The following is a 23,147-nucleotide window of genomic DNA, read 5'->3' as shown; positions in this document are numbered from 1 at the left end:
AGACCATGTCCTTAAGTCCCATAACCTTTGACGGCCTGGCTTCAGGGCTAAATACAACGGATATAATCAACAAGCTCATGGAGATCGAACGGCGTCCGCTGGTCCTGCTACAAGGGAAAGAGGACCAGCTGAAAGCCAAGCAGGACGCCTGGCGGCAGATCCGCACCAGTCTGTCTACCTTGCAGAGCAAACTGGCAGACCTGAAGCTCGAGAGTACGTTCTTGAGCAAAGCTGCTTCGTCTAGTAACGAGCAGGTAGTAAAAGTTGCGGCAGGATCAACGGCAGCGCTGGGGACGTATACCTTCAAAGTCCAGCAACTGGCTACTGCCCAACGCAAGTGGTCGGTGCGGGTGGGCAGTGCAACAACTACGCTTGCCGATTTAGGAGTAACAGACTTAACTATCACTATTAACGGCAAGAGCATTACCGGTGTCACGAGCGGTGATACCCTGGACGCCCTGGCGGCTAAGATTAACAACACGGCCGCAGTAGGAGTGACTGCCTCGGTGGTAGACAACCGGCTTGTAATCACGGCGAATCAAACTGGTGCCGCTTCAGACATTACTTTAAATGGTAATGTTGGGAATGGGAACGTGTGGGATAAACTTGGCTTATTGAATCCTACCACCGCAGATTATCCGGTAAATGATACTGAGGCATATGTCGTGAGCGGCAAGGATGCTATTTTCTATGTTGACGGTGCCAAGATAACGCGCTCTAGCAATAACTTGACCGATGTCATAAACGGGGTAACTATTGATCTCGTTGGTGTAAGTAAACTTGTTGGAACGGCAGGCACTTGGGAGGGTTACGAAGGCACTACCGTCACTGTTGCTGCTGATACGCAAAAGGTAGTAGATGCTGTAAAAGCCTTTGTGGATCAATACAATACCACCTGGAACGCGATCAAGGAAAAGATGTCCTACAACGCGGCAACCAAGGAAGCAGGAGTGTTGTTGGGCGACAGCGGCTTGCAGGGTATTCAGGCACAGCTACGCCGCTTGGTTACTGACCCAGTTACCTCGGCCACGGGCCCATTGAACAGCTTAGCGGACATAGGAATAAGCACAGGAGCTATAGGGACTGGTGTTTCCGCAGACGGAACGCTGACGCTGGACGAAGCGAAGCTGAGAGACGCGCTCACCCAGGACCCCGGTGCCGTAGTTTCTTTATTTACCTCGCAGACCGACGGTGTAGCTACCCGCTTGGATGGCTACCTTCAGCGCGTGACCTCCAGTGACACGACCGGCCTCATCACGTCCCGCGAAAATTCACTGGACGCGCAAATCAAGGACCTTCAAGACCAAATCGACCGGATGGATCAGCGGCTGGCACTGCGGGAGGACAACCTGCGGCGGCAATTCACGCAACTGGAAGTCATACTGTCCCAGGCGCAGGCCCAAGGAGAGTGGCTGGCGGGACAGCTCAAAACCCTGGGGAGTTGATGGGTAAGGCGTGCGGGTTCGCTCGGACAGGCGGCATATCAGGGTTGAACTGGTCAACAGGTGGATTATGCAGTTGAGACGACTGAACGGGCAAGCAGTGTATTTGGAGGAATGCAGACGTGTTGGGGGAAAACCCTTATGCCAGATATCAGGAGACTCAGGTGAATACAGCCTCGCTGGGCCAGTTGCTACTCATGCTGTACGATGCAGCCATTCGACTGGCGCGCGATGGAAGCGAGGCGCTGAAGGCCGGGCGGACAGAGGAAGCCCACCGGGCTTTGCTTAAGGCGCAGGATATGGTGGCCGAACTTACGAGTTCTTTGGACCTCGATGCGGGGAGCGTGGCGCTCAATCTCTACCGCCTGTACGACTACATGTCCCGTCGCCTGATAGAAGCCAACATCAAACGTGATCCCCAGCCGGCCGCCGAGGTAGTGACGCTTCTATCCGGCTTACGCGAAGCATGGGCTGAGGTGATGCACCAGGGTGTAGCTGGCCCTGTTGCCGGAGGAGGTCTCAACGTTGGCGGCCGCTGAAGCGGCTCCCGCCCAAGACGGCTGGAGCAACTTGGCTAAATTCTGGCATAACCAGAAGACTATTACCGATCAGATGGTCGCATGTACTGAAGCAGCGCTTACCGCCATCAAGGAAGGTGCCCTTGAGACGGCTCTGGGTGCCTTGGCCGATCGCGCTAAACTGATGGCCGAGTCAGAACAGCTGGAGAAGCAGGCAGGGACCCTTAGACTGGCGCTGGGGCGCACCGCTGCGGGGCCGGGCGGGCTTTTGGGTGCAGCGCCGGCCCTTTGGAAAGAGGAACTCAAGGCGGCCTATGAAGGGCGGCTCGGCGCCTTGGAACGGGCACTTGCTCTTAACACGGAGTTGGTAGAGGCACTGACAGGCTTTAAACGCAAGCTCCAGGGAGACATGGAACAGTTGGTCAAGCTCCGGCACACAGCCTTCCAGTACCGGCCGAAGGATGTAACGGGCGAAGGACGCTTCATCGATTCGCGTGGATAAGAAGAAGGGGTCAGGCTCAAAATCTTCCCAAAACAGCTTGCTTTTTTCTGCCAGCTGCTCTATAATGAGGCTACCAATGGCTTAGGTCTGTGGTTGCAAATCGATGCCAGCCGCGGGCGAAACGATCCACGTAAGGCAGTTGAAGGACTGCTGAGCATGGGGCGGCTTAGGGGTAAGTCCTGCCCGGGAGCGCGGGAGGGGCCTGAGGACCGGAGGGTGGCCGGTTCTGAACAGGGCTTTCCGAGCGGCCCGGAGAGAAGGAGTAGTGAGGGGCGAAGGCCCGGAGCGAGACTTCCAGCAGGCGGGTGTGGGGGCAAAGACCAGGTCAGCTAAGCTATGGTAATCAATCCAAAGTGAGGGGATTTTTTCGCATGGCCTTTGAGGACAAAGTGCTAACCTGTCGGGATTGCGGCAAAGAGTTCGTGTTTACGGCCGGTGAGCAGGAGTTTTATGCGGAGAAGGGCTTCACCAACGAGCCCTCGCGCTGCCGCGAATGCCGACAGGCGCGCAAGCAGGCCAATGCCAACCGTACTGGCGCTGGCAGGCCCCCGCGGGAGATGTACGACGCTGTGTGTGCGAACTGCGGCCAGCCCACCCAGGTGCCCTTTAAGCCGCGCAACGACCGCCCTGTGTACTGCCGCGAGTGCTATGAAGCAATGCGGGCGGCCAACGTGAGGTAACCGGACGAAGGACAAATTACCCGGGCAGGTGGTGCCCGGGTTTTTGTATTAGAGGAGAGGGGACAGGTCGGCAATTCTGGGTAGAGACGAGGGCCCGACCTGTCCCCATGGCAACCCTGGAGGCGTTTCTTTTGGAAGTCGGGTGTGCCGTGGAGTTGCACAAAGGCTTCCGGAGAGGTGACAGGTCGGCAATCTGGGGAGGAGACGAGGGCCCGACCTGTCCCCATGGCAACCCAGGATCCGTTACTTTCGGCGGGTAGGTGTGCCGTGTGCGTAGTAGGAACTGGCGCAGGGTGGGACAGGTCGGCAATTCGGGGATAGGAGTGGGGGACAGGTCGGCAATCCAGGGTGACCATTGAGGGCCCGACCTGTCCCCATGCCCGACCTGTCCCCATGGCAACCCAGGGTACGTTTCTGTCGGAAGGTGGGTGTGCCGTGAGGCCCGACCTGTCCCCATGGCAACCCAGGATCCGTTGCTCTCGGCAGGTGGGTGTGCGTGTGCGCAGTGGGGACCGGCGCAGGATAGGACAGGTCGGCAACTCCCACGGCAATAGGCGACAGGGACCGGGACCGTTCGTGGGACTTCGACACGGTGCGCGGAGCTCTCCCCAGGTTTGCCCACAGGACAAGCCCCTGAGGCGGAAGTTTTCAACAGGTTTATCCACATTATCCACAGGAAAGTGGCCCGCCGGTGCAGGCATAGGGACCGTAGGAGCATGCAACCGGGTCTGTAGCCGGTGCCGCAGGTGACATAAGGCGCTGCACCTGTCCGCGCAGCGGGCAGCCGGCACACGCGGGCCATCGGGGCCGAACGGGGACCGGTGAGAGTCGAAGCTCAGGGAGAGGCACCGGCATAAATATGCATAAAGATGCATACTGATGAGGCAGCGGAGCGTAGGCGCACAACACGGCTGAAATTGGGACTTGTAACATTATGCCTCGGCGTGTATAATGATGAACATGAAGGACGGCAATAACGCGGACAGGGGGTTCAAGTGGTGAAAAAGTTCTTCACTCTCGGCCTGGTTGTTCTCCTGGCGGTGTCGCTTCTGGTGACGGGTTGCAGCTCGAAGCCGGCGGCGGAGCCGCAAAAGCCGGCGGAGGGCGGTCAGCCGGCGGAGCAGGGCCAGGCGCAGCAGCCGGCGGAGCAGCCGGTGCTCCGGGTAGGTTTTAACGCGGCGTTCCCACCCTTTGAAAGTGTGAACGACAAGGGAGAGTTTGAAGGCTTCGATGTCGACCTGGCCAACGCCCTGGGCAAGGAGCTGGGGATGAAGGTGGAGTTCACCGATGTGGCCTGGGAGACGATCTTCGCCGGGCTGCTCGCCAAGAAGTACGACGTGATCATCTCCGGCGTAACGATCACCGACGAGCGCAAAGAGAAGATGAACTTCTCGGACCCGTACTTTGAGGCCGGCCAGGTGATTATGGTTCGCAAGGACTACGATGGGATCAAGAGTGAGAAGGACTTCGCCGGCAAGAAGCTCGGCGTGCAGATCAGCACCACCGCCGATGAGGTCCTGACCCGCATGCAGGAAGGCACCGGTGAGTACGCAGGCAAAAAGGTGGACATCAAGGAGATCAAGCGCTACGACAACTACCCGCAGGCGTTCCTGGACCTGCAGAACGGGAACCTGGACGCCGTGGTGGTGGACCTGCCGGTGGGCGTGCCTTACGCCAACAAGCACGCCGACAAGGTTAAGCTGGTGAGCGACAAGCCGTTCGTGGCCGAGTACACCGGTATCGCCCTGCGCAAGGAGGACACCGATCTCCTGAACAAGATCAACGCCGCCCTCAAGAAGTTCAAGGAAGACGGCACCTACCAGCAGATTTACGATAAGTGGTTTAAGTAAAGCACTACCACCGGGGAGCACAGGTGGCGGCCAGCGGGCGCTTTGCCCGCCGGCCGTCGTGTGTCTCTTTGTCATCCTGGGGAGAGGAGAAATTGACAAGGTATGGATTGGGGAGTAGTCCCGCAGATAATGCCGCTCCTTTTGATCGGCGTCCGCGTCACCATTCTGATCACGTTTCTTTCCGTTCTTACTGGACTTATGATCGGTACTTTCGGCGGCATGGCGCGCCTGTCCAAGAACTCCGTAATCTATGGCATCGCCACCTTTTACGTGGAGGTTATCCGCGGCACGCCGCTTATGGTGCAGCTTTTCCTGGTGTATTACGGGCTGCCGCAGGTGACGGGCGTAAATCTCCCCCCGGAGCTCGCCGGCTGGCTGGCCTTCAGCATCAACAGCGGCGCCTATGTTTCGGAGATTGTGCGCGCCGGCATCCAGTCCATCGATCGCGGCCAGCGCGAGGCGGCACGTTCCCTGGGTATGACCTTTGGTCAGTCCATGCGCTACGTTATCCTGCCCCAGGCCTTCCGCAACATCATGCCGGCCTTGGGCAACGAATTCATTACGCTCCTTAAGGATTCGGCCCTCATGTCCACCATCGCCGTGCCGGAGCTCATGCGCTACGGGCAGATGATGGTGGGGCGCAAGGTAGAGCCGTTTCCTATTTACATCACCGTAGGCGTTATCTATCTAATCCTTACGCTGTCCCTCAGCCAAGTGGTGCGGCGGGCGGAGAGGAGGTTGGGTACAGGTGATCGAGCTTAGGAATGTGCACAAGCACTTCGGGCACCTGCACGTCCTTAAAGGCATTACGAATAAGGTGGACCAAGGCGAGGTTGTTGTGATCATCGGCCCGAGCGGTTCGGGCAAGTCGACGCTCCTTCGCTGCATCAACTACCTGGAGGAGCCGAGCGAGGGCGAGATTGTGGTGGACGGGATCAAGCTCAACCACTCGGCCACCAACATCAACCGGGTGCGGCAGGAGGTGGGGATGGTGTTCCAGTCCTTCAACCTCTTCCCGCACATGACGGTGCTGGATAACATCACCCTGGCGCCGCAGAAGGTGCGCAAAATGGGGAAAGCGGAGTCGGAGGAGATCGCCCGCGACCTCTTGGCGAAGGTGGGGCTTTCCGAGAAGGCGGACGCCTACCCGCGGCAGCTTTCCGGGGGGCAGCAGCAGCGCGTGGCCATCGCCCGGGCGCTGGCGATGCAGCCGAAGGTGATGCTCTTTGACGAGCCCACGTCGGCGCTCGACCCGGAGATGATCGGCGAGGTGCTGGATGTGATGAAGCAGCTCGCCCGCGACGGGATGACGATGGTGGTGGTGACCCACGAGATGGGCTTTGCCCGCGAGGTGGGTGACCGGGTGCTGTTTATGGACGACGGGAAGATCGTCGAGGAAGGCAAACCGGCCGCCATCTTCCAGAACCCGCAGAATGAGCGCACCCAGGCGTTTTTAAGCAAAATCCTCTAAGCTGGACCTTCGGACCTTCGGAAGCTCACCGAAGGCCCTTTTGGTTTGCGCGGGGCGGGAAGGATTTTCCTCGGGCGCGGGGAATAATGTATGGGGACAGGTCTGTTTAGCGGTATGGGGACAGGTCGGCAATTCAGGGTTGAGACGAGGGCCCGACCTGTCCCCATGGCAACCCAGGGTACGTTTCTTCCGGCAGGTGAGTTTGCCGTGAGGCCCGACCTGTCCCCATGGCAACCCTGGGAGACGTTTCTGTCGGGAGGTGGGTGTGCCGTGTAGCCGGGATGACCGGCGCAAGCAGGACAGGTCGGCAATTCGGGGTAGAGACGAGGGCCCGACCTGTCCCCATGGCAACCCAGGGTACGTTTCTTCCGGCAGGTGAGTTTGCCGTGAGGACTGACCTGTCCCCATGGCAACCCGGGAGACGTTTCTGTCGGGAGGTGGGTGTGCCGTGTAGCCGGGATGACCGGCGCAAGCAGGACAGGTCGGCAATTCGGGGTAGAGACGAGGGCCCGACCTGTCCCCCCTGGCAACCCAGGGTACGTTTCTTCCGGCAGGTGAGTTTGCCGTGAGGACTGACCTGTCCCCATGGCAACCCGGGAGACGTTTCCTACGGGAATCGGGTTGCCGTGCGGCCCCACGCACGCAGGCTTTCGCGTAGAAAGGAGTGGTCAGGATGCGGATCACTGTCCGCGGGAAAAACATCGAAATCACGCCTGCCTTGCGCGACTATGTCGAAAAGAAAATGGGCAAGCTCCCGAAACTCCTGGACGACATTACAGAAGCCACGGTAACGCTCGGGGTGGAACGGGACCGGCACATGGTGGAGGTGACGGTGCCGGTGGGCGGCCGGTTGCTCCGGGGCGAAGTGGCCAGCGGCGACATGTACGCCTCCATCGACATGGTGATTGAAAAGCTGGAGAAGCAGATTGAAAAGTATAAAACCCGCCTCGCCCGTAAAGTGAAAAACGGCAGCGTCCTGGACCTGGCCGCCGGAGTCGGCGGGCGCCCGGCCGATGAAGAAGAGCCGCACCTGGTGCGCACCAAGCGCTTCGCCGTAAAGCCTATGCCGGTGGACGAGGCCCTCCTCCAGATGAACCTTTTGGGTCACGATTTCTTCGTGTTCCGCAACGCCGAAACGGAAGAGGTGAACGTGGTCTACCGCCGGCGCGATGGGAACTACGGGCTCATCGAGCCGCTGCGTTAAGAAGCTCGTGCGGGCACCCGGCACGGCCGCCGAGGCCGACCCGCCGGCCTGTTTCCCGCACGGCGGTGACGACCGGCCTAACTTGATAAGAACGTAGGCGAGCCGGCCGCCGCGCCGCCCGGGGGCGCGGGGCCGGCCTTGCTTTCTGACACTATACAACACTACAAATATATTGGCCCGTGCCTGTCCCGGGTTACAGGCATAGCAGGAAAAATCTCTCTGAGGTCGAAAATAATAGCAGGTAGGTAAATTACATGGATTATTCTGTACGTGGGTTTCCTTCGGCCTTTTTCTTGCTTCTCCCTCCTTGTCCGACAGCAATGCCAGAGCCGTTTGTATGCCACCATTTTCTTGTGCGCGGCCCGGGGATGATGCCTGCAACTTAGAAGAGAATGGAGGAAGAACTTTGCCCGACATCAAAAAAGGGGTTTCGGCAGCAGAGCTGGAGGGCATCCTGCGCCAGATACGGGACGTAATCTCGGCCCGTGTGGTTCTCGACGAGACAAGCGCCATTCAGGAGATCCACGTGCTGGCCGGGGCAGGGCGCAGCCCCAAGCAGATCGTCCGGGACATCGAATCCGCGTTCATGGCGCACTTTAACCTTCCCATCGATCACAAAAAGGTGAGTGTCGCGCAGCTGGATTGGGAGGCGGGGCTGCCGGGGGCGGCCGCCTGGGTGCGCGTGGTGGATGTCAATGTGAAGGTGAGCGGGGCCCGCGCCAGCTGCAGCGTGGGCCTGGAGATAGAGGGAGAGCTCTTTACCGGCGAGGCGCAGGGGGCGGCGGCCACGCACAACCGCCTGCGCCTGGTGGCCGTAGCGACGTTGAGCGCCGTGGAGCAGTACCTGAAGGGCGAGGTGGCGCTGGCGCTGGAGGGGCTGCGGCTCCTCGACGTGGGCGAGCGCCCGGTGGCGGTGGTGACCGTGGCGGCGGTGACGCCGGCGCGCGAGGAGAGCCTGGCCGGGGCCAGCTTTATCCCGGGGGACATGGCCATGGGTGTGGCGCAGGCCACGCTCAAGGCGGTGGAGAAATGCCTGCCTGGGGCTAATAGGAGTGGGGGACAGGTCGGCAATCCGGAGTTGAGATAAGGGCCCGACCTGTCCCCATGGCGATCGCACTCTCCGCTTGCGGCGGTGATTGAGCGTGCCTGGGAGCTGCGCCCCGCGCGGGCGCCTTTTCTATTGTCTTGACGCGGGCGAAATGCTAAAATAAAGAGACGGCGCTTACGGAGGAAGGGGCGCCCTGGTTTCATTGCTGCCGCTGAGAGACCCATAAAGAGGGTGTTTTGATGATCGGGTTACTCAAGAAAATCTTTGACGATAACGAACGTGAAGTACGTAAGCTTGCCCGGCAGGTGGAAGAAGTAAACGCCTATGAGCCTCAGGTGCAGGCCCTGTCGGACGAGGCGCTCAAAGGCAAAACGACCGAATTCAAGGAGCGCCTGGCCGCCGGGGAGACGCTGGAGGACCTGCTCCCGGAGGCCTTCGCGGTGGTGCGGGAGGCGTCCCGCCGTACCCTGGGTCTCAGGCACTTCGACGAGCAGATCATGGGTGGGATTGTGCTCCACCAGGGGCGCATCGCCGAGATGAAGACCGGTGAAGGTAAAACCCTGGTGGCGACGCTCCCGGCCTATCTGAATGCGCTCACCGGCCGGGGCGTGCACATCGTCACGGTGAACGACTACCTGGCCAAGCGCGACAGCGAGTGGATGGGGGCCGTCTACAAGTTCCTCGGCCTTTCCGTCGGCCTCATCGTCCACGACCTGGACTTTGCCGCCCGGCGCCGGGCCTACAGCGCGGACATCACCTACGGCACCAACAACGAGTTCGGCTTCGATTACCTCCGCGACAACATGGTGCTCTATAAGGAACAGATGGTGCAGCGCGACTTCAACTACGCCATCGTGGACGAAGTCGACAGCATCCTCATCGACGAGGCGCGCACGCCGCTCATCATCTCCGGGCAGGGCGAGCAGTCCACCGACCTCTATTACAAATTCGCCCGCATCGTCCCGCACCTGAAGCCGGAGGAAGACTACACGGTGGACGAGAAGGCGCGCACAGTGGCGCCCACGGAGGCCGGCGTGGCCAAGGTGGAGCGCATGCTGGGCGTGCCCAACCTGTACGATGAAAGCTTGGGCGGCGACCTGGCCCACTACCTGATGCAGGCCCTGCGCGCCCACACCCTGATGCAGCGGGACCGCGACTACGTGGTGAAGGACGGCCAGGTGATCATCGTGGACGAGTTCACCGGCCGCCTCATGTTCGGCCGCCGCTACAGCGACGGGCTGCACCAGGCCATTGAGGCCAAAGAAGGCGTCAAGATCGAGACCGAGAGCCAGACCCTGGCGCGCATCACCTTCCAGAACTTCTTCCGCATGTACAAGAAGCTGGCCGGCATGACGGGCACGGCCGCTACAGAGGAGGACGAGTTCCGCAAGATCTACGGCCTGGACGTGGTGGTGATCCCTACCCACGAGCCGATGATCCGCGTGGACCACCCGGATGTGGTGTACAAAACGGAGGCTGCCAAGTTTAACGCCGTGGCGGACGAAATTGCCGAGTGCCACAAGCGCGGCCAGCCGGTGCTGGTGGGCACCATCTCCATTGAGAAGTCGGAGCGCCTGAGTGCGCTCCTTAAGCGCCGCGGTATCCCGCACCAGGTGCTCAACGCCAAGTACCACGAAAAGGAAGCCGAGATCGTGGCCCAGGCCGGGCGCCTGGGGGCGGTGACCATCGCCACCAACATGGCCGGCCGCGGCACCGACATCCTGCTGGGCGGCAATCCGGACTTCCTTACCCGCGCCGAACTGGTGCGCCAGGGCAAAGATCCCCAGGAAGTGGACCGGGAGACCTACCAGGCCGTCTACCAGGAGATGAAGAAAAAGACCGACGCCGAGCACGAGCAGGTGGTGGCGTTGGGGGGCCTGCACATCATAGGCACCGAGCGGCACGAGGCCCGGCGCATCGACAACCAGCTGCGCGGCCGCAGCGGCCGCCAGGGCGACCCAGGCTCCTCGCGCTTTTACCTCTCCCTGGAGGACGACCTGCTGCGCCTTTTCGGGGGCGACAACATCTCCAAGATCATGGACCGGCTGGGCCTCGAGGAAGACCAGCCCATCGAGCATAACCTGCTCTCGCGGGCGGTGGAGAACGCGCAGAAGAAGGTCGAAGCCAAGAACTTCGACATCCGCAAGCAGCTCCTGGAATACGATGACGTAATGAACACCCAGCGCGAGGTGATTTACCAGCAGCGGCGCGAGGTGCTCACCAGCGAAAACCTGCGCGACACCATCCTCACCATGGCGCGTGCCGTGATCGACGACCTCCTCACCACCTACTGCAGCGAGCACGTGGTGCCGGACGAGTGGGACTTGAAGGGGCTCCTGACGGCCCTGGAGCAGACCTTCTTCCCGCCGCGGATGCTCAGCGAGGCCGACCTGAGCGGTAAGACGCGCGCCGAGCTGGGCGACTTTCTCAAGGAGAAGGCTGAGGCCTTTTACGCCGCGCGCGAGGCCGAAATGGGCCTCGAGACCCTGCGCGAGCTGGAGCGGGTGGTGCTGCTGCGCGTCGTCGACAGCAAGTGGATGGAGCACCTGGACAACATGGACGACCTGCGCGAGGGTATCGGTCTTCGGGCCTACGGCCAGCACGATCCGCTGGTGGAGTACAAGCGCGAGGCCTACGAGATGTTCCAGGGCATGGTGGCCCGCATCCAGGAGGACGCCGTGCGCTACCTTTACAAGGTGCGCGTGGAAAAGGAGAGGCGCGCGCCCGAGCGCCGCAGCGCCTTCCGCAACGTGAGCACCAATGCCGGGGACGAAAGCGGCCCGCGGCAGCCCTTCCGGCGCCAGGGCAAAAAGATCGGCCGCAACGACCCCTGCCCCTGCGGCAGCGGCAAGAAGTACAAGAAATGCTGCGGCCGGGGTCAGGTATAAACTTTTCACTGTTTTTCTCAAACCTGCGAAGAAGGATCGAGTGGGAGTGATGGTAATGCTGCTTTATGAAGACCTGAAGCGCGAGCTGAACGTGCTGGAGGACAGCATCCGCGAAATGGGGGTCTCTCTTTGACATCGCAGGCAAAGAGGCCCGCATCCGCGAACTGGAAGCGGAAATAGCCAAGCCTGGCTTCTGGGACGACCCGGCGCGGGCGGAGAAGGTGATGCCGGAGCTTTCCGCCCTCAAGGAAAGGGTGGAGCGCTACCGGGCGCTGGCCAAAGAGGCAGAGGACCTTGCCGTCCTCTGCGAGCTGGGCGCGGAGGCGGAGGATGCCGAGACGGCGCACGAGGTGGCGGCGGGGCTGGCCGAGCTCAAGCGGAACTACGAGGATTTGCACCTGGAGGCGCTGCTGGCCGGCCCCTACGACCGCCTGAACGCCATCCTCTCCCTCCACGCCGGCGCCGGCGGTACCGAGGCCCAGGACTGGGCGGAGATGCTGCTCAGGATGTACACGCGCTGGGCGGAAAAGAGCGGCTTTAAGGTGGAGCTCTGGGATGTGCTCCCGGGCGAAGAGGCCGGTATCAAGAGCGCCACCTTCCTGGTGAGCGGGCCCAACGCCTACGGGTACCTCAAGGGCGAGCGCGGGGTGCACCGGCTGGTGCGCCACTCGCCTTTCGACGCGGCCGGCCGGCGCCACACCTCCTTTGCCTCCCTGGACGTGATCCCAGAAGTAAACCAGGACATGGCGGTGGAGATCCGGCCGGAGGACCTGAAGATCGACACCTATCGCTCCGGCGGGGCGGGCGGCCAGCACGTGAACAAGACCGATTCCGCCGTGCGCATCACCCACCTGCCCACGGGGATTGTGGTCACCTGCCAGAACGAGCGCTCCCAGCACGCCAACCGCCTCACGGCCATGCGCATCCTGCAGGCCCGGCTCTTCGACCTCAAGCGCAAGGAGGAAGAGGCCAAGCTCAACGCCCTGCGCGGGGAGCAGCAGGAGATCGCCTGGGGGAGCCAGATCCGATCGTACATCTTCGAACCCTATACCTTGGTGAAGGACCACCGTACCGGCGAGCAAATGGGCAACGTGCAGGCGGTGATGGACGGCGAGCTGGACCCGTTTATCAAGGCGTATCTGAGAAGCCAGGTTAATTAGGTATGGGGACAGGTTGGCAATTCGGAGTTGAGGCGAGGGCCCAACCTGTCCCCATGGCAACCTGGGAGACGTTGCTGTCGGGAGGTGGGTGTGCCGTGTAAGCTGGGATCACCGGCGCAGGAAGGACAGGTTGGCAATCCAGGATGGAATGGGGGACAGGTTGGCAATCCAGAGTTGAGATGAGGGCCCAACCTGTCCCCATGCCCGACCTGTCCCCATGGCAACCTTGGGGGGCGTCGGTCTCGGGAGGCGGGTGTGCCGTGTGGCCGGGATCACCGGCGCAGGAAGGACAGGTTGGCAATTCGGAGTTTGAGGCGAGGGCCCAACCTGTCCCCATGCCCGACCTGTCCCCATGGCAACCTGGGAGACGTTGCTGCCGGGAGGTGGGTGTGCCGTGTAAGCTGGGATCACCGGCGCAGGAAGGACAGGTCGGCAATCCAGGATGGAATGGGGGACAGGTTGGCAATCCAGGGTTGAGATGAGGGCCCAACCTGTCCCCATGCCCAACCCGTCCCCATGCCCGACCTGTCCCCCTGGCAGCCCGAAGTACGTTTCTCACGCTGATCGGGTGTACCGAGGGTGGGGAGATCACAGAATGCAGGCGACGGCGTAAGGAGGGTGGAAGGTGAAACGCTGGTATCTGGTGGGAGCTTTGCTCCTGGCAGCCGCCCTGGCCGGGGCGGGGACGGTCGCAGGGCACCTGGTGGGGGCGGCGGCGCCCGAGCCGGGCAGCGATGCCGACCCGCTGGTGGCCAAAAGCTACGTGGACAGGCTGGCGGTGCTGCAGGTGCTGGAGCTTGAGAGCGGGCAAACGGTGCGCGCCGCGGCCGGGACGGAGCTTATCCTCCGGGCCGGCCGGGCTGCAGCGGTGACCAGCCCGCAGGGCGGCCTGGCCGACCTGACGGCCGGGCGGGACATCCAGGCCGGCGAGGCGGTGCCGGTCAATCACCTGCTCCTCATCCCGCGCGGGGACGGGCGCGGCCTCAAGGCGCTGACGCCGGCCGTCATCCTGGCGCGGGGCGGGGCGACGGTAGAGTAAGTAATGGTGGCAAGCGGCGAGGAAAGGGGAACAAAGATGCCCGGGCTGAACGTGCTGCTGGCGCTGATGACCTTGGAGACGGGCGGCGCTGAGACCCACGTGGTAGGCTTGGCGCAGGAACTGAAAAAGCGCGGCCACCGGGTGGTGGTGGCCTCCCAGGGCGGTTGCCTGGAGGAGGAGCTGCTGAAGGCCGGCATAAAACACTTCCAGGTGCCGCTGCACAGCCGTGCCCCGTGGGACATGCTGCGGGGTTTCCACCTGATGGCGCGGCTGGTGAACGAGGAAAAGATCGACGTGATCCACGCCCACGCGCGCATTCCCGCTTGGGTGGGGCACTTTGTCTCCCTGGTGACGCGGCGGCCCCTGGTGACCACGGCCCACGGGATCTACAGCGCCAACCTGGGCATGCGGGCCTTCACCGCCTGGGGGCGGCACGTGATCGCGGTGAGCAGCGACGTCAAAACGCACCTGGTGAAAAACTTCGGCGTAGAAACGGACTGCGTCACCGTGATCCCCAACGGGGTGGACACGGCGCGCTTTGCCCCCGCGGCCGATCCGGAGCCGGTTTTGACGGAGTTTCACCTGGCGCCCGCCGACCCGAAGGTGGTGTACATAAGCCGCCTGAGCGGGGCGCGCGGGGAGATTGCCCTGCGCGTGATCGAGGCGGTGCCGGAGCTGCTACGCCGCTGTCCCAACCTGAAGACCTTTATCGTGGGCGAGGGCGACAAGCTGTCCGAGGTGCGGCGCTGGGCGGAAAAGGTGAACCAGGACTTTAAGACGGGCGCTATCTTGGTGACGGGTGCCCGTACCGACACGGCCGCCCTGATCGCTCCGGCGACGGTGGTGATCGGCGTGGGCCGGGTGATCCTGGAGGGGATGGCCTCGGCCAAGCCGGTGGTGGTGGCGGGCGAGGCGGGCTTCATGGGGCTTCTTACGCCGGAGAACCTGGACCTGGCCAAGCGGCACAACTTCAGCGGCCGGGGCACAGAGCAGCCGACGCGGGCGGACCTGATCACGGCGGCGGTGGAGCGCGTGCTGAAAAACCCGAACTATGCCGCGCAGCTGGGCGAGTTCGGCCGCGGGGTTGCCCTGGAGGAGTTTTCCCTGCCGCGCATGGCGGCGGAGGTGGAGAAGGTTTACTACCAGGTTTTAGGGAGGTCTACAGATGCCCTGGCTAGATGACCGCGGACGGCTGTTCGGCCGCATCAACATCATTGACCTGGCGGTGCTGCTCCTGGTGCTCTTGGTGGCGGCGCGGCTGGGGCTGCGCTCCCGGCTGCTTCGGGCGGTGAATCCCAGCACGGCCAAGCCGGTGGAGGCGGTGCTGGTGGTGGAGGACGTCCGCCAGGCCACGGCGGACGCCATGCAGGAAGGGGAAAATGTTCTTAATACCAAGTCCAACGCCGTGCTCGGGAAACTGGTGAAAAAGGAAGTGCGTCCGGCGCTCAAGGAAGTAGAGACCGCGGACGGCCGCCTGGCCCAGGCGGAATCTCCTTTTAAGAAGGACGTGTACCTGACCGTCCGCGGGCCGGGGCAGGTGACGCCCAACGTGATCCTCATGGGCGGTTACGAGATGCGGGTGGGTGCCTCCCTGGCCGTGAAGGGACTGAAATTTGCCGTCAATACCACGGTGCTGAGCGTAAAGGTGGAGGAGTGACGTGGACGTAACCCGCAGCTGGGAGGACAGCTTGACAGGCCGGTTGCTTAAGGGGCTTATGCGCTGGGCGGCCGGGAGCGTTACGGCGCGGCTGCTCGCCGGGACGGCCGGCTTCCTTACGGCTGCCGGGCGGGGGAGCCTTGCCGGCCGGTTCTTGGCGCAGGACCTGGCGGGAAGCCGGCTCCTGGCAGGCAGCCGGGCGGCGGCGTGGAGCGGCCGCTGGGGGCGGCGGCTGGAGGCTGCAGCCCTGGCGGCCGGGCGCTGGGGCCGGGCGGCCCTGGCCTCTTCCCGGGTGGCGGAGGCCGCCCGGGGGCTGAAAGCGAGCGCGGTGCGCGGCGGCGCTGCTTTCCTGGCGGGCGGGGCGCTGGGCCTTTCCGCCGGCGTGGTGCTTCTGGGCTGGGCCCGGGGCGGGCTCACCCCGCGCCGGCTGGCTGCGGCAGCCCTGCTGGCCCTTGCCGGCGGCGTGCTGGCCGTGTCGCCCGGCGAGCCGGCCCGCTGGTGGGAGGGGAGCCTGGCGGTGCGCCTCGGCCGCTGGCTCGTAAACTTAGGGAGGGGCGAGGAGGAGTCCAGGTGAGCACACCGACCCTTATGGCTGTACAACCGAAGAAGAACCTGCCGCCGCTTACCGCCGGCCTTTTGACGGGGCTCTTGGTCGCTCTCCTGCCCGGCCTGCTGCCGGCCCAGGTGGCGGCCAAGTACCTGGCGGCGTTGGGAGCGGCGGTGCTCATCTGGCAGCGGCCGGCTGCCGGCCTCTACCTCTTCCTGGCAGGCCTGGCCTTTTTGCCTACCCTGTCGGCGGGTGAGCTGCTCCTGGCCGTGGCTGCAATCTGGGCGCTGCGGCGCCTGCTGGCGGGCGAGCGCGTACTTGCGGCCACCGGAGTGGAGCTGCCGCTGTTTGCCTTCATCTTCTTTGTGCTGATGGGCGTGGCCTTTTCGGTAACGCGGCGGGCCAGCCTGAGTGTGCTGCCGCTTTACGCGCTCGATTTCCTGGCTTTTTACCTCATGGCGGTGCTGCCGCGCCCGAAAGAGGCGGGGTGGCTCTTGGGCGGCCTGCTGCTCGCCGGCGCCCTCACGGGGCTCCTGGCCTTGGCGCAGTACAGGAGCGGGGTCCAGACGTCTCTCTCCTGGATTGATGCCCGGCAGGCGGAAGATATCAAAACCCGCGTGTTCTCCACTTTTGACAACCCCAATATCTTTGCAGAGTACCTCACCTTTGTACTCCCGCCGGCCCTGGTGTTTTTCCTGCGCGAGCGGCGCTGGGGCGCGCGCCTGGTGTGGCTTTTGGTGCTGGCCTGCGCCGGGGCCGGGCTTATCCTCACCTTTTCGCGCGGCGGGTGGCTGGCGGTGGGCCTGGCCCTCGTGGTGCTAGGCATCCTCTGGGACCGGCGGCTGCTTCTCCTGGTGGCGGTTGGTCTGGTGCTTTTGCCGCTCGCAGCCCCGGGCCAGGTGCTTACCCGGGCCGCCAGCATCGGGAGCCTGGAGGACAGCTCCAATACCTTCCGGCTTTCCATTTGGCTGGCGGTGCTCCGGATGATCGCCGCCTACTGGTCCACCGGCATCGGGCTGGGCAGCGCCGCCTTCAACCAGGTTTACCCGCAGTTTATGCTGGCGGGCACGCCCGCCATGCACAGCCACAACCTGTACCTGCAGCTGGCGTTGGAGCTGGGCGTGCCGGGCCTCGTGGCCTTCTTATGGCTGCTTGGGGCGGTGGCCGCCCGCGCCCTGAGCGCCTTGCCGCGCCTGGCCGGGCGGCGGCAGGGGCTGCTGGCGGCGCTCCTGGCCTCCTTGGCCGGTTTTCTCCTCCACGGGGCGGTGGATAACGTTTGGTACAGCCCCAAGCTGACGCTGCTTTTCTGGGCCGCGCTCGGGCTGGTGCTGGCCGTGGGAAGGGAGGCGGGCGGCCCTGCGCGTACTGCACGTGGTGAGTGACCGGAACGTGGGCGGGGCGGGGCGCTACCTCCTCAACCTGCTGCCCGGCCTGGCGGCAGAAGGGATGGAGGTGGCGGTAGCCTGCCCGGGCGGCGGCGAGTTGGAGGCGGAACTTAAGCGGCAGGGCTGGCGGCCGCTCCTCCTCAGCCGGGGCGACGTGTCCTTCAGCGCGGCGGCGGTGCGCGAGGTGTACGGTTTTCTGGCCGGCGGCCGCTACGATGTGGTGCACACCCATGCCAGCCTGGCGGGACGGGTGGCGGCGCGCCTGGCGCGGGTGCCGGTGCTGGTGCTGACGCGCCACGGGTTGGGTGGCGGCCGCCCGGCGCCCGCCTGGAAACGCCGGCTTAACCGCTTGGCCGCCCACGCCTTAACGGATGCGGTGATCGCGATCTCGGAGGCGGTGGCCGCCCAGGTGCAGGCCGAAGGGGTGGATGTCCGGCAGATCGAGGTGGTGCCCAACGGCATCGACGTGGATGAATTCGCCCGCGCCAGCGGAGCGGCGGTGCGCCTGGAACTGGGGGTGGGCGGTCGCCCGCTGGTGGGGATGGTGGCGCGCCTGGTGCCGGAAAAGGCGCCCCAGGATTTCATCCGAGCAGCGGCGCTGGTGAAGCGCCGCTGCCCGGAAGCCGCCTTTTTGCTGGCCGGGAGCGGGCCGGCCGCCGGCGAGCTCAAGGAACTGGCGAGCCGGCTTGGGCTGGGGAGTGAGTTTCACTTCCTGGGCTACCGGCGCGACGTGGCCGCCGTTACTGCCGCGCTGGATGTGGCGGTGCTCACCTCGCACCGGGAGGGCCTGGGGCTGGTGCTCCTGGAAGCCATGGCGGCTGCCAAGCCCGTGGTGGCGACGGCGGTGGGTGGCATCACCGAGGTGGTGGAGCCGGAGGTGACGGGGCTTTTAGTGCCGCCCGGTGAGCCGGAGCAGGTGGCGGCGGCCGTGGAGCGGCTGCTGCGCGATCGCAAGCGCGCGGCCCAGCTGGGGCGCGCCGGGCAGCAGCTGGCCTGGAGCCGCTTTTCCCGGGCGGCCATGGCCAGGGAAACGGCGGCGATTTACGAGGAGCTCTTGGCGAAGCGGAGGAGGGGCAGGGCTTGAGCGAGCGGGGCAGGCGGCGCGGTTGCAGGCGGGCGGCTCTGGTTTTCTTGGTTCCTCTCGTCTTAGCGGCAGCTTTTATCGTGGGCCGCAATGCCGTGGCCGTCAAGGCCAGTGACCGTGTAGGGGTGGCGCTCGACTGGAACGAGGTTCAGGGAGTGGCGCAGGCGGCGCGCCTGCCGGCGTCGGAACTGGCCAGTGCCCTCCACCAGGAAGGGGCAGGCTATGCTGTGCTGCGCGAAGACACCCTGGGCCGGCTCGCCCAGACGGGCCGGCTGCAGGCGTTCAGCGGCTGGGAGCTGGCACGGGCGGGGCGGCTGCTTGCGCCGGCCGACCCGACGGTGCGGGCGGTTCTGGCCGGCCCCGCCTTCCGCGGGGCGGACACGTACCTGGTGCTGGACGATGCAGGCCTGTTCGCCCGGCTTGAGGAGCGCCTCAGACTGCGCTACCCGGGCAAGTTGCACACCTGGGCCGGGGATAATACCTATGTGCTGGGGGTGGCGGCGCGCTGGGCCGATCTGGAGCACGTGGGCCTGGGCGTCGACCCGCGCCAGGTCGCTGCGGTGCGACGCTTGGGCTTCGAGCCGGTCCCCGCCTGGCTGGACGGGGCGAAAACGCGGGCGGAATTCGCCCTGGACATCGCGGCCCTGGAGGAGTTTGGGGCGCACCTGGTGCTGCCCGGACCGGTGCCGGCGCCGCTCAGGACATACGTCGGCGAGGGGCTGGGGGCCCAGGGCATTGTCCAAGGGGTGCCGGAGTTCAACCTGCCGCCCGGGGCAGAGGCGGTGGCGGCTGCCGGGGGCTACCGCGCGGTGCGCGTCTATGAGCGGCCGGTCCACACGGTTTACCAGGAGTACCTCCTGGCCGTGCGGGATCGCAATGTGCGCCTGGTGATTCCGCACCTCCTCTGGCACCCGGTGCCGTCCCCGGCCAAGGCGCACGCCTGGACGACCCGCGGTGCCGACGCGGCCCTGGCGGACAGCAACCTGGGACACCTGGCGCGCGCGGTGGCGGCGGTACAGGCGGCGGGTTTTCAGCTGGGCGCGCCCCAGCCGTTTCGCCCCTATGAAGTGGACCGGCACCTCCTGGCCCTGCTCTTTTCGGCACTGGCGGGCCTGGCCGTGAGCGCAGCGGCCTGGGATGTCCGGAAACAGCGTACAGCGGTCATCCTGGCGGTTACCCTGCTCCTCATTTTTCCGCTGGTGCTCCCTGCCGCGGATCTGACGCTGCTGCGCAAGGCGGCGGCCCTGGGGGTGGCCGGGGCGGCCCCGGCCCTAGGGGTGGTCTGGGGACTGGCCGAGGCGGAAGAGCTGCGGGCACGCCGCCCGCTGGCGGCCGGCCTTACGGCGCTGGTGCTGGCCGGGGGGCCGGCGCTCGCAGGGGCGCTCGTCATCCAGGCCCTCCTGGGCGATACGCGCTTTCTGCTGAAGCTGGATGCCTTCGCCGGGATTAAACTGGCGTACGCCCTTACCCTGGCAGCGGTGTTCCTCTGGGCGCGCCGCGCGGACCTTATGCGGGCCGGCTGGTGGCGGCGGCCGTTCTTTGCCCCGGCGGAACTCTTCGCCCTGGCTGGCTTGGCGCTGGTTGTCTGGGTACTATTTAACCGCAGCGGCAACGTATCGGTGATCCCCATCCCGGCCTGGGAGCTCAAAGCCCGCAGTTTTCTTGAGAGCACACTTTTGGTGCGGCCGCGCACCAAGGAGTTTCTCGTGGGCCACCCGGCCCTCTTCCTGGCGGCAGCCGGGTGGGGAGGCGGGCGCTGGTGGCGGCCCTACCTGGTGACGCTGGCGGCAGTGGGTCCTGCCTCGCTCCTTAATACCTTCGTTCACCTGCACACCCCGTTCCTTATCTCGCTGGCCCGGGCGCTGCTGGGCCTGGCGCTGGGCGGGGTCCTGGGCTGCCTGGCGGCGGTGGCCGGGCAGTTGATGGGAGGAGGGAAGAAGCGGCATGCCTAAGGTGGTGCTGTCCGGCTACTTCGGGTTCGGTAACGCCGGGGATGAGGCCATCCTGGCGGCAACGGTGGCGGCACTGCGGCGGGTGGTGCCGGCGGTAGAGATTACCGTCCTTTCCGGCAATCCGGCCGAAACGGCAGCCGCCTACGGCGTGGCCGCGGTGGAGCGGGGCAACCTGAGCGCCGTGCGGCAGGCCTTAAGGCAGGCGGATCTTCTGGTGAGCGGCGGGGGGAGCCTGCTGCAGGATGTCACCAGCAACCGCTCCATTCCGTATTACTTAGGAATTGTGGCGCTGGCCAAGGTATATGGTAAAAAGGTGATGCTTTACGGCAACGGAGTTGGTCCGGTGCGCGGGCGCCTGAACCGCCTGCTGGTGCGCTGCCTGGGTAACCTGGTGGACCAGATCACGGTGCGCGACGCCGGCTCGGCGGCCGTGCTGGCGGAGCTGGGGGTGACGCGCCCGCCCATTGAGGTGACGGCGGACGCGGTGTTCACCCTGGCGCCGGCGGGGCGGGAAGCGGCCGAGGCGGTGCTGGCCCGGGCCGGGGTGCCGGCCGGGCGACCCCGCCTGGGCATCTCGGTGCGGCCCTGGCAGCGCCTCGAGGGCTACAAGGCGGCCCTGGCGCGGGCGGCGGAGCTGTTTGCCGCCGCCGAAGGGGTGGAGGTGGTCTTTCTTCCCATGCAACACCCGGGAGACCTGGAGGTGTCGCGGGAGGTGGCGGCGCTGATGCGGCGGCCTGCCTGGGTGGTGGCGGAGCGCTGTGCTGTACCCACGGTGATGGCGCTCTACGGAGCCATGGACCTGGTGCTGGGTATGCGGCTGCACGCCCTCATCTTTGCAGCGCTGCAGGGCGTGCCTCACCTGGGCGTGGTCTACGACCCGAAGGTGGCGAGCTTCCTGCAAATCGCCGGCCAGCCGGTGGCAGGCACGGTGGAAGACCTGGATCCCGAGCGGGCGGCGGCAGCCCTCACCCGGGTATGGCGGGAGCATGAGGCCACCCGCGCGCACCTCCTCGAGGTCTCGACGGCCCTGGCGCAGCGCGCCTGGCGCAATGCGGAGCTGGCCGCGGCCCTTCTCAGGGGGGAGGGGCGGGCATGAGGGAGCGGGTGTGGGTGCTGGGGGTGCCGCTCTGGCCGGTGGGCCTCCGGGAGGCACTGGCGCTGGCCGCGCGCTGGCTGCGGGAGAGCGGTGCGGGGCCGCGCCTCATCTTCACCCCCAACGCCGAGATTATCGCCCGCGCCCAGCAGGACCCGGCCCTCAAGGCGGCGCTGGCGGCGGCCGATCTTACCGTGCCGGACGGCATCGGGGTGGTGTGGGCGGCACGCCTCTTGGGTACGCCGGTGCCTGAGCGCGTCCCGGGCATTGAGCTTTTGGAGGCCGTCCTGGCGCTGGCCGCCCGCGAGAGCTTTACGGTGTACTTTTTGGGCGGGCGCCCGGGGGTGGCGGAAGAGGCGGCACGGCGGCTCAAGGAACGCTGGCCGACGCTTCCGGTGGCCGGCACGCACCACGGGTATTTCAGCGCGGCCGAAGAGCCGGCGGTGCTGGCTGAGATCCAGGCGGCGGCTCCCGACATACTGGTGGCGGCCCTGGGGGCGCCCAAGCAGGAGCTCTGGCTCACCCGGCACCGCCGGGAGCTGCCGGCGCGCCTGGCCCTGGGGGTGGGCGGCAGCCTGGATGTTTTCGCCGGCCGGGTGGAGCGGGCGCCGCAGCTTTTCCGGGGCCTGGGGCTGGAGTGGCTCTACCGGTTGCTCCGGCAGCCGCGCCGCCTAGGGCGGGCGCTGTTATTGCCGCGCTTCGTCCTGGCGGTGCTGGGGGAGGCCTTGGCCGGAGGCCGGCGCCGGGAGTAAAGTAGAGGCGGATGAGCGCGAACGAAGGAGGAAGGTCAATGGACCTGGATGCAGAGATCAGAGCGCGCCTGGAAGAGAAGGCGCGGGCCATCCGGCGCGACATCATCCGGATGGTGGGGGCGGCCGGAAGCGGCCACCCGGGCGGATCGCTTTCCGCCGTGGAGGTGCTGACGGCGCTCTATTTGCACGTCATGCGGCTGGACCCGGCGCGGCCGGACTGGGCGGAGCGGGACCGCTTCGTCCTTTCCAAGGGACACGCGGCGCCGGCCCTCTACGCCGTGCTGGCCGAGCGCGGCTACTTCCCCGTGGCGGAGCTCACCACGCTTCGCCGGCTGGGCAGCCCCCTGCAGGGCCACCCGGATATGAAGAAAGTGCCCGGCGTAGAGATGTCCACCGGCTCCCTGGGCCAGGGACTTTCCGCCGCCTGCGGCATGGCCCTGGCGGCGCGGCTCGACAAGGCCGACTGGCGGGTGTACGTCCTTCTCGGCGACGGCGAAAACGAAGAGGGTCAGGTGTGGGAAGCGGCCATGGCGGCGGCCCACTACCGCCTGGACAACCTCACCGCTTATCTCGACTACAACCGCCTGCAGATCGACGGGCCCATCCGCAGCGTCATGAACCCCGAGCCCCTGGCGGACAAATGGAAGGCCTTCGGCTGGAACGTCCTCAGCGTGGACGGGCACAACTTCAAAGAGATCCTGGAAGCCACCGAAGCAGCGCGGGCGGTGAGCGGCCAGCCCAGTATCATCATCTGCCACACAGTCAAAGGCAAGGGCGTCTCCTTCATGGAGAACCAGGCCGACTGGCACGGCAAGGCGCCCGGCGCGGAAGAAACCGAGCGCGCCCTGGCCGAACTGGCGTGAGGAGGCAGTAAC

Annotated in this window: 21 protein-coding genes; all 21 read left to right on the top strand. The window is 65.1% G+C overall.

Features of this window, described 5'->3' with window-relative positions:
• Window positions 1–5 precede the first annotated feature (5 nt).
• A complete protein-coding gene (gene fliD / locus K5554_RS11465; RefSeq protein ID WP_221038597.1) occupies window positions 6–1,445 on the top strand; it encodes a flagellar filament capping protein FliD in 1,440 nt (479 codons plus the stop codon).
• Window positions 1,446–1,564: 119 nt separating this feature from the next.
• Window positions 1,565–1,981, top strand: coding sequence for a flagellar export chaperone FliS (fliS, locus tag K5554_RS11460; protein ID WP_255565391.1), 417 nt, complete (start codon window positions 1,565–1,567; stop codon window positions 1,979–1,981).
• Window positions 1,968–2,462, top strand: coding sequence for a hypothetical protein (locus K5554_RS11455; RefSeq protein ID WP_221038595.1), 495 nt, complete (start codon window positions 1,968–1,970; stop codon window positions 2,460–2,462). The genes fliS and K5554_RS11455 overlap by 14 nt, the downstream gene beginning before the upstream one ends.
• A 371-nt stretch (window positions 2,463–2,833) precedes the next feature.
• The gene (locus K5554_RS11450) at window positions 2,834–3,142 is read left to right on the top strand and encodes a zinc-ribbon domain containing protein (protein WP_221038594.1); all 309 of its coding nucleotides are present in this window, start codon (window positions 2,834–2,836) and stop codon (window positions 3,140–3,142) included.
• A 998-nt stretch (window positions 3,143–4,140) separates the two neighbouring features.
• Window positions 4,141–4,992 (top strand): basic amino acid ABC transporter substrate-binding protein, encoded by an 852-nt coding sequence (locus K5554_RS11445; RefSeq protein WP_221038593.1) that lies wholly within the window; start codon window positions 4,141–4,143, stop codon window positions 4,990–4,992.
• Between the two features lie 102 nt (window positions 4,993–5,094).
• On the top strand, window positions 5,095–5,754 hold the full coding sequence (locus tag K5554_RS11440) for an amino acid ABC transporter permease (RefSeq protein ID WP_221038592.1): 660 nt from the start codon (window positions 5,095–5,097) through the stop codon (window positions 5,752–5,754).
• On the top strand, window positions 5,741–6,463 hold the full coding sequence (locus tag K5554_RS11435) for an amino acid ABC transporter ATP-binding protein (protein ID WP_221038591.1): 723 nt from the start codon (window positions 5,741–5,743) through the stop codon (window positions 6,461–6,463). Before K5554_RS11440 ends, K5554_RS11435 begins: the two co-directional genes overlap by 14 nt.
• Before the next feature lie 673 nt (window positions 6,464–7,136).
• A complete protein-coding gene (gene hpf / locus K5554_RS11430; protein ID WP_221038590.1) occupies window positions 7,137–7,667 on the top strand; it encodes a ribosome hibernation-promoting factor, HPF/YfiA family in 531 nt (176 codons plus the stop codon).
• Window positions 7,668–8,073: 406 nt separating this feature from the next.
• Window positions 8,074–8,754 carry a hypothetical protein gene (locus tag K5554_RS11425; RefSeq protein WP_221038589.1) on the top strand — a complete coding sequence of 227 codons (681 nt, stop codon included), beginning with the start codon at window positions 8,074–8,076 and terminating at the stop codon, window positions 8,752–8,754.
• Window positions 8,755–8,954: 200 nt separating this feature from the next.
• Window positions 8,955–11,603, top strand: a complete 2,649-nt coding sequence (secA, locus tag K5554_RS11420; RefSeq protein ID WP_221038588.1) for a preprotein translocase subunit SecA — start codon at window positions 8,955–8,957, stop codon at window positions 11,601–11,603.
• 55 nt (window positions 11,604–11,658) lie between these two features.
• Window positions 11,659–12,763 (top strand): peptide chain release factor 2 gene (gene prfB, locus K5554_RS11415; RefSeq protein WP_221038587.1). Its coding sequence is split into 2 segments (ribosomal slippage): window positions 11,659–11,733 and window positions 11,735–12,763, totalling 1,104 coding nucleotides; the frame shifts between segments, so codons are not numbered across the junction.
• A 625-nt stretch (window positions 12,764–13,388) separates the two neighbouring features.
• Window positions 13,389–13,802, top strand: a complete 414-nt coding sequence (locus tag K5554_RS11410; RefSeq protein WP_221038586.1) for a hypothetical protein — start codon at window positions 13,389–13,391, stop codon at window positions 13,800–13,802.
• Between the two features lie 36 nt (window positions 13,803–13,838).
• The gene (locus K5554_RS11405; protein WP_221038585.1) at window positions 13,839–14,984 is read left to right on the top strand and encodes a glycosyltransferase; all 1,146 of its coding nucleotides are present in this window, start codon (window positions 13,839–13,841) and stop codon (window positions 14,982–14,984) included.
• On the top strand, window positions 14,968–15,459 hold the full coding sequence (locus K5554_RS11400) for a DUF4330 domain-containing protein (RefSeq protein WP_221038584.1): 492 nt from the start codon (window positions 14,968–14,970) through the stop codon (window positions 15,457–15,459). Before K5554_RS11405 ends, K5554_RS11400 begins: the two co-directional genes overlap by 17 nt.
• A gap of 1 nt (window position 15,460) precedes the next feature.
• Entirely contained in the window at window positions 15,461–16,033 is a 573-nt protein-coding gene (locus K5554_RS11395) for a hypothetical protein (protein ID WP_221038583.1), read from the top strand.
• Window positions 16,030–17,388, top strand: coding sequence for an O-antigen ligase (locus tag K5554_RS11390; RefSeq protein ID WP_221038582.1), 1,359 nt, complete (start codon window positions 16,030–16,032; stop codon window positions 17,386–17,388). The genes K5554_RS11395 and K5554_RS11390 overlap by 4 nt, the downstream gene beginning before the upstream one ends.
• Window positions 17,378–18,475 (top strand): glycosyltransferase family 4 protein, encoded by a 1,098-nt coding sequence (locus K5554_RS11385; RefSeq protein WP_221038581.1) that lies wholly within the window; start codon window positions 17,378–17,380, stop codon window positions 18,473–18,475. Before K5554_RS11390 ends, K5554_RS11385 begins: the two co-directional genes overlap by 11 nt.
• Window positions 18,472–20,427 (top strand): DUF5693 family protein, encoded by a 1,956-nt coding sequence (locus K5554_RS11380; protein WP_221038580.1) that lies wholly within the window; start codon window positions 18,472–18,474, stop codon window positions 20,425–20,427. Before K5554_RS11385 ends, K5554_RS11380 begins: the two co-directional genes overlap by 4 nt.
• Window positions 20,420–21,523 (top strand): polysaccharide pyruvyl transferase CsaB, encoded by a 1,104-nt coding sequence (csaB, locus tag K5554_RS11375; RefSeq protein WP_221038579.1) that lies wholly within the window; start codon window positions 20,420–20,422, stop codon window positions 21,521–21,523. Before K5554_RS11380 ends, csaB begins: the two co-directional genes overlap by 8 nt.
• Window positions 21,520–22,272, top strand: a complete 753-nt coding sequence (locus K5554_RS11370) for a WecB/TagA/CpsF family glycosyltransferase (protein WP_221038578.1) — start codon at window positions 21,520–21,522, stop codon at window positions 22,270–22,272. The genes csaB and K5554_RS11370 overlap by 4 nt, the downstream gene beginning before the upstream one ends.
• A 38-nt stretch (window positions 22,273–22,310) precedes the next feature.
• Window positions 22,311–23,135 carry a transketolase gene (locus K5554_RS11365; protein ID WP_221038577.1) on the top strand — a complete coding sequence of 275 codons (825 nt, stop codon included), beginning with the start codon at window positions 22,311–22,313 and terminating at the stop codon, window positions 23,133–23,135.
• Window positions 23,136–23,147 lie beyond the last annotated feature (12 nt).

The sequence above is a fragment of the Gelria sp. Kuro-4 genome, from assembly GCF_019668485.1.
Taxonomy (GTDB): domain Bacteria; phylum Bacillota; class DTU030; order DUMP01; family DUMP01; genus DUMP01.
Note: the sequence above shows the minus strand (reverse complement) of the source record. Positions and strands in the feature narration are given on the sequence as shown.